The 6,000-nt window shown below is 65.0% G+C and carries 9 protein-coding genes; 6 read left to right on the top strand and 3 right to left on the bottom strand.

What is annotated here, in order from left to right:
• Positions 1–155 precede the first annotated feature (155 nt).
• A complete protein-coding gene (locus AC5Y4F_RS20245) occupies positions 156–638 on the bottom strand; it encodes a MarR family winged helix-turn-helix transcriptional regulator (protein WP_067932563.1) in 483 nt (160 codons plus the stop codon).
• A gap of 97 nt (positions 639–735) precedes the next feature.
• On the opposite strand from AC5Y4F_RS20245, the gene AC5Y4F_RS20240 reads away from it, so the two are divergent.
• Positions 736–1,359 (top strand): NADPH-dependent F420 reductase, encoded by a 624-nt coding sequence (locus tag AC5Y4F_RS20240; protein WP_499998060.1) that lies wholly within the window; start codon positions 736–738, stop codon positions 1,357–1,359.
• 87 nt (positions 1,360–1,446) lie between these two features.
• Positions 1,447–2,346, top strand: coding sequence for a TIGR03619 family F420-dependent LLM class oxidoreductase (locus AC5Y4F_RS20235; RefSeq protein ID WP_067932560.1), 900 nt, complete (start codon positions 1,447–1,449; stop codon positions 2,344–2,346).
• 47 nt (positions 2,347–2,393) lie between these two features.
• Here the strand turns inward: AC5Y4F_RS20235 and AC5Y4F_RS20230 are convergent, their stop codons facing one another.
• Complete coding sequence (locus tag AC5Y4F_RS20230; protein WP_067932588.1) at positions 2,394–3,392, bottom strand: phosphotransferase family protein; 999 nt, start codon at positions 3,390–3,392, stop codon at positions 2,394–2,396.
• Positions 3,393–3,431: 39 nt separating this feature from the next.
• The gene (locus AC5Y4F_RS20225; RefSeq protein ID WP_067932558.1) at positions 3,432–3,791 is read right to left on the bottom strand and encodes a nuclear transport factor 2 family protein; all 360 of its coding nucleotides are present in this window, start codon (positions 3,789–3,791) and stop codon (positions 3,432–3,434) included.
• A gap of 125 nt (positions 3,792–3,916) precedes the next feature.
• On the opposite strand from AC5Y4F_RS20225, the gene AC5Y4F_RS20220 reads away from it, so the two are divergent.
• The 4 genes from AC5Y4F_RS20220 (at position 3,917) to AC5Y4F_RS20205 (ending at position 5,892) form a co-directional block, all read left to right on the top strand.
• On the top strand, positions 3,917–4,861 hold the full coding sequence (locus AC5Y4F_RS20220; protein WP_067932556.1) for a class I SAM-dependent methyltransferase: 945 nt from the start codon (positions 3,917–3,919) through the stop codon (positions 4,859–4,861).
• 96 nt (positions 4,862–4,957) lie between these two features.
• Complete coding sequence (locus AC5Y4F_RS20215) at positions 4,958–5,368, top strand: MmcQ/YjbR family DNA-binding protein (protein ID WP_499998057.1); 411 nt, start codon at positions 4,958–4,960, stop codon at positions 5,366–5,368.
• Positions 5,369–5,471: 103 nt separating this feature from the next.
• Positions 5,472–5,711: a hypothetical protein gene (locus AC5Y4F_RS20210; RefSeq protein WP_067932586.1), complete on the top strand. Its 240-nt coding sequence runs from the start codon at positions 5,472–5,474 to the stop codon at positions 5,709–5,711.
• 25 nt (positions 5,712–5,736) lie between these two features.
• Positions 5,737–5,892: a DUF6131 family protein gene (locus AC5Y4F_RS20205; protein ID WP_156749985.1), complete on the top strand. Its 156-nt coding sequence runs from the start codon at positions 5,737–5,739 to the stop codon at positions 5,890–5,892.
• The last annotated feature ends 108 nt before the right edge of the window (positions 5,893–6,000 follow it).

The following is a 6,000-nucleotide window of genomic DNA, read 5'->3' as shown; positions in this document are numbered from 1 at the left end:
TTCGGGCGCGCTCGGTGTATGACCCCGGCTGATGCGTGACATTTCGTCGTCGGGTGATACGTGACAGTGTTTCGGGTGATGCGTGACAGTTGTTTCGGTTGATCGGTGACACTCCCTAGATGAGGGAGTTGAGTGTGGCCGAGCGGCGATGAAGGTCATGGGGAATCTTCGTCGGTGGCGGAATCGTCGTCGTTGGCCAGGTGCCGCAGGACTCGTTCGTTGAGGGCGGCGAGCATGTCGAGCTCAGCCGGGCTGAGCAGGTCGATGAAGTTCCGGCGGACGTCCTCCACGTGCCCGGGCGCCGCCTTCTGGATGGCGGCCCGGCCGGCCGGCAGTAGGCAGATCATGGTGCTCCGGGCGTCGTCGGGGTTGGGCTCGCGGCAGATCAGCCCGTCCTTCTGCATGCGTCGCACTTGGTGGGAGACACGGCTCTTCTCCCAGCCCAGCGCTTTGCAGAGGTCTCGTGCGGGCATGCGGTCCCCGTCGTGACCCGAGAGCACCGCCAGGATCTCGTAGTCGGCGCCGGACAGGCCCGATTCCTGCAGACCGCGATTCAGGTGCACGTCGAGTTGATGATGCGCATGCTGGAACGCCCGCCAGGCGCGGTCTTCGCGAGGATTCAGCCAGTTCGGTTCCATTAACCGCCATGTTACGGGATTAGTTGACGCATCAACAAATGGTGCCTAAGGTTGAGTTGTCAACCTCTTCGATTCGATAGTCAGGATGTGACACCTCATGAGCAGCATCAGCATCATCGGCACCGGGAACATGGCCCGCGCGATCGGCGCGCTGGCGGTAGCGGGCGGAAACACCGTCGAGGTCATCGGTCGCGATCGGTCCAAGGCCGCTGAACTGGCCAAAGCTCTCGGCGGCGGCGCCACGACGGGAGAGTTCGGCGACGTGCCGGCCGGGGACATCGTCATCGTGGCCGTGTTGTACGCCGATGTCGTTCCGGTGGTCGCCCAATACGGCAAGGCCCTCGCGGGCAAGGTCATCGTCGACATCAGCAACCCCTTCAATTCCACCGCCGACGGGCTCGCCATCCCCGATGACACCTCGATCGCGCAGGAAGTCGCCAAGGCGGCCCCGGCCAGCGCCAGCGTGGTGAAGGCCTTCAACACGATCTTCGGTGTTGTCCTGGCCCAGGGCCGGCCGCTGGACGTCTTTATCGCCGGCGACGACGCGCGCGCCAAGGAGGGCGTCGCGGAGTTCATCGAGAGCCTTGCGTTGCGCCCGCTGGACGTCGGCGGCTTGAACATGGCGCACTGGCTGGAGGGAACGGGCCTGGTCGTCATGGGTCTCGCCAGCCACGGGGTGGGGAACTACGACTTCGCCCTCGGCGCCGCCGTTCCCGCATGACCGCCCGCCGTGGGTTCAAGCAGCGAACGAGCAGGGGCGCCGTGCGTCACGAAAAATGGTTGATCGATCATCGAAAGGATTGTAGCGATGAAGCTTGGTTTCGCACTTCCCATCGTCGGGCCCGCTGTCAGCGGCGCCGATGGTCTGAGTGCGTTCTGCCGCGGACTCGAGGACCTCGGCTATGACACGCTGTGGGTCGGCGATCGCCTGGTCACGCCGGTCGATATGCGCAGCACCTACCCGGGCAAAGAGCAGCCGTACCCGCCGCAGATGACCCGCTACCTCGATCCGGTGCTGCTGTGGACGGTCGCCGCGACGGCGACCAGCCGGGTGCGGCTGAACGCCAGCACGCTCAGCACGTTCTACTACGAGCCGGTGCACCTGGCCCGGCTGCTGACCACGCTCGACGTGCTCAGCGACGGCCGCCTCGACGTTGGCGTGGGAATCGGGTGGATGAAGGACGAACACGACATCGCCCGCGGCGCGGACTGGCGCCGCCGCGGGAAGATGCTCGATGACCTGCTCGCGTTCCTGCACGAGTGGTGGACGACCACCCCGGTGTCCTGGGACAGCGAGTTCTTCTCACTGCCACCGGTCCATGCCGACCTGCGCCCGGTCCAGGCCGGCGGTCCGCCCATCTGGATCGGCGGTGCCAGCGAGGCCGCGATGCGTCGGGTCGGCCGCAGCGGCACCGGCTGGCTCGGGGTCGAGGGGCTGCAGGACGAGGTCACCGACCACCTGTGGTCGATTGCGCGCCGCGCGGCGAAGGACGCCGGCCGCGATCCGGATGCGCTCAAGTCGGCCATGCGGATCAACCTCGAACCCGGCACGTCCGTGGACTCTGTCGCGGATAAGCTCGAGCGCCTCGCCCGGTCCGGTGCCGATGAGGCGATCGTGGATGCCTTCGCAATGTTCCACACGCTTGACCAGATGCTTGATTTCGCCGGCCAGGTAATCGCCCGGTGGAGTGGTCGTGGGAAAGCTTGACGGCAAAGCACGGCGTCGGTGGTGGCGGCTCGGACTGTGTCAGTAGGTCAGTCCTGGTCCGAGATGAGGCCCAGCGCCCGCTCGAAGAGATGAACCGTGGCCGCGTGCAGTTGGTCGCCGACCTCCTTCTCCGCCTTCCCGGCGCAGGCCCGCGCTAGCGTCCCCTCGATCACGATCCCGAGCTTGAAGCACGCCAGCACGGTGTACCAGGCGATGTGGGACAGGTCGCGGGTGGTGTTGGCGGCGTAGCGCTCGAGGAGTTCGTCGGTGGTGGCCAGACCGCCCTGCCCGCCGAGGGCGTGGCTGAACACGCTGGAACCGTCGGGCTGGCGCCAGGTGGCCAGCAGCCAGCCCAGATCCAGCAGTGGGTCACCGATCGTGCACATCTCCCAGTCGACGATCGCGACCACGTCCGGGCCGGTGCGGGAGAACATCACGTTGGCGGCGTGATAGTCGCCGTGCATGATGCCCGGCGTCCAGCGGGCCGGGCGGTGGCGCTCCAGCCAGGCCGACACCTCCTCGATGCCCGGGATGTCGGGTCCCGGGTAACCCTCGTACTCGTTGTAGGACGCCAGCTCCGAAAGCCAGCGCGGCACCTGGCGTTCCAGGAAGCCCTCCGGCTTGCCGAAATCGGCGAGTCCCACCGCGATATGGTCGACGGCACCGAGCTTCGCCAGCGCGTCGGCCATCGACAGGCCCATGCCGTGGCGCACCGTGGCATCGCCGGCGTGTAGGGGCGGCAGGCCCTCGCCCGCGTTGAATCCGTCGACCGGGTCCATCAGGTAGAACACGGCGTCGCCCAGCACGCTCGGGTCCTCGCAGGCTGCGATCAGGCGGGGGTGGGGGACATCTGAACCAGCCAGTGCGGCAAGGACTTTCGTCTCACGTAGGATCACAGTGTTGCTGCGCGGACGTAAGTGTCGTGGCCCGCGGCGCAGCACATAGGGCCGGCCGGCCCTGGTGAAGCGCAGCATGACGTTCTGGGTCCCACCGGTGACATTTGAAACGTCCTGCAGTGGTCCCTCGCCGAGTCCCTGTCCGGACATCCACTGCGCCACCGCTTCCAGGTTGACGTGATCCACTCTTCAGCCCTTCGGGTGCGCCGTATACCGGACGGTCTGCGCTCGGATCATGCCGTCGCGAAACACGAAGGTGTCAACGCCGTCATCGACCCGATTGACGGCCGAGTCGGCGGACCACTCGAGGAACAGCACATCCTCGTCGAACAGCTGGGTCCTCAAGTCCCAGTTCGCATCCGGCAGATCGGCGAGCAACGCCGCGAATACTCGACGGATGGCGTCCTTGCCGCGAGCGATGCCTGCGGGGCTGAGCAGCACGGAATCTTCGGCGTAGTCGACGACAATCTCGTCAAGATCGCCCGCCGCCAGGGCACTGCCGTGGTGGGCGAATACCTCCCGCGGCGTACGTGGCGGATTGGGCGTCATGGCACTCCCTTGCAACCTGTGGACCGTCTGGGAAAAAGACTAGGACAGGGCCGACGGGCGGCCTCGGCGGGCGGCGGCTGGAAGAATAGTGTGCATAACTTACTTTCTGGGGAAGGAAATTGGCGATGCCGCGGACCGACGATGACTCCTGGGAAATCACTCAAAGCGTCGGGGCCACCGCGCTGGGTGTCGCGGCGGCTCGCGCGGCCGAAACCGAGAGCGAGAACCCACTGATCAATGATCCTTTCGCGCGCGTGTTCGTCGACGCCGCGGGCGAGGGAATGTGGAGCATCTACGCCGACCCGGCGCTGCTGGTCAAGGCCGGCGGCATCGAGCCGGATCTGCGGAATCGGCTACAGCTGATGGTCGACTTCATGGCCACCCGGACGGCGTTCTTCGACGAGTTCTTCCTCGGCGCCGCGGACGCCGGGGTTCGGCAGGTGGTGATCCTGGCCGCCGGCCTGGACGCACGCACTTGGAGGCTCCCGTGGCCTGATGGCACCGTCGTCTACGAGCTCGACCAGCCCAAGGTGCTGGAATTCAAATCCAACACCCTGAGCGAGCACGGGGCGAAGCCCAAGGCGCAGCTGGTCAACGTCCCGATCGATCTCCGGCAGGATTGGCCGAAAGCGCTGCAGGAAGCGGGCTTTGACGCCTCCAAGCCCGCCGTGTGGTCGGCCGAGGGCCTGGTTCGTTACCTGCCTGCACAGGCCCAGGACCTGCTGTTCGAGCGGATCAATTCGCTCAGCGCCGTGGGCAGCTGGGTGGCGTCCAACGTGCCCGACTCGGGCTTCACCGACCCCGATCGTGTGCAGCGGCAGCGCGACGAGATGCGACGGCTGCGGGCCGCGGCCGCCCAGCTGGTCAACGCCGAGATCACGGACTTCGACGATCTCTGGTACCCCGAGGAGCGCACGCCCGTCGGCGACTTCCTGAGTGACCGCGGTTGGGACGTCACGACGGCGTCGTTCTCGGAGTTGATGGCGCGGTATGACCGCAGCGTGCCGAAGGGCTCGGAAGACTCGATGCCGCCCACTCTCTACGTATCCGCGCAGCGGACGGCGGACTAACCGCTGGACGGGTCGCTGCGACGATCAAACGTCAAGTACCACAACATCTCTCGCCAGGATGACGAGCGGTGCCGGACGGACGGTACCCTCGTCGTCATGGCCGCTCGACGCGCCCGGTTAAGCGACGTCCATGAGATCGCCGCCGCCATGCCGCACGTCCAGCGCCTGGAGGGCCCGAAGGGCAATTCGATCTACCAGGTGGGCGGGAAGTCATTCGTCTTCTTTCGCACGCCTCGGCCCGACGCGACCGATCCGGACACCGGCGAGCGCTATACGGACGTGATCATGCTCTGGGTGGAGTCGGAAAGCGACAAGTTGGCGTTGATTTCCGATCCCGTTTCGCCGTTTTTCACCACGGACCACTTCGACGGGCACCCGTCGGTGTTGGTGCGGGCCAGTCGGCTGGCGGAAATCAGCAGCACCGAATTAGCTGAGCTGATCCAGGACGCCTGGTTGTCCAGAGCGTCTAAGAAGCGGGCCGCCACCTGGCTCGCCGACCACCTGTAACGTCCAGGCCGCACCGACAAGCGCTGTTGCATAACCTATTGCATGTTTAGACATGAGTTGAATGGGTAATTTCACGTCCACGAGAAACTCCTTCTCGTCCACATTGGAGGTCACGATGCGTGGCAGCGGGATCATCGGAACGGTTGCGTTGGTGTGGTTGCTGATCGGAGTAATCGCGGCGTGGCAGCGCGACTACTTCAAAAACGACAACACATCATGCGCCTCGGCGGGCACGGTTGCGGTGACCGTGATCGCTGGACCCTTGAATTATTTCGGTGTCAATCCGAAAGTGACGGATTGTCATCTGCCGCAACCAAGTTCAATGCAATCGATAAACCTCTAACCACTCACTCAAAGGAAAGTCGAAAATGGTTATCTTAGGGATCATCCTGCTTATTCTGGGATTTTTCTTCCACGTACCTATCCTGACCACGCTGGGCGTTGTGCTCCTTGTCATCGGCGTGATCCTCTGGATTCTGGGCTCGGTCGGCCGTCCGGTGGCCGGTCGTCGCTACTGGTATTAACGGCTTAGACCGAATGCGGATCGCGCGGCTGCTCAGCAGTCGCGCGATCCGCTTCACAGGACACACATAGGTTTGCCATAGTCTCGGCTCAGTCCGCGGCGGATACTG

It is taken from the genome of Mycobacterium sp. NGS56, assembly GCF_059812425.1.
The sequence above is the reverse complement of the archived record's forward strand: the minus strand, read 5'-3'. Positions and strand labels throughout refer to the sequence as shown.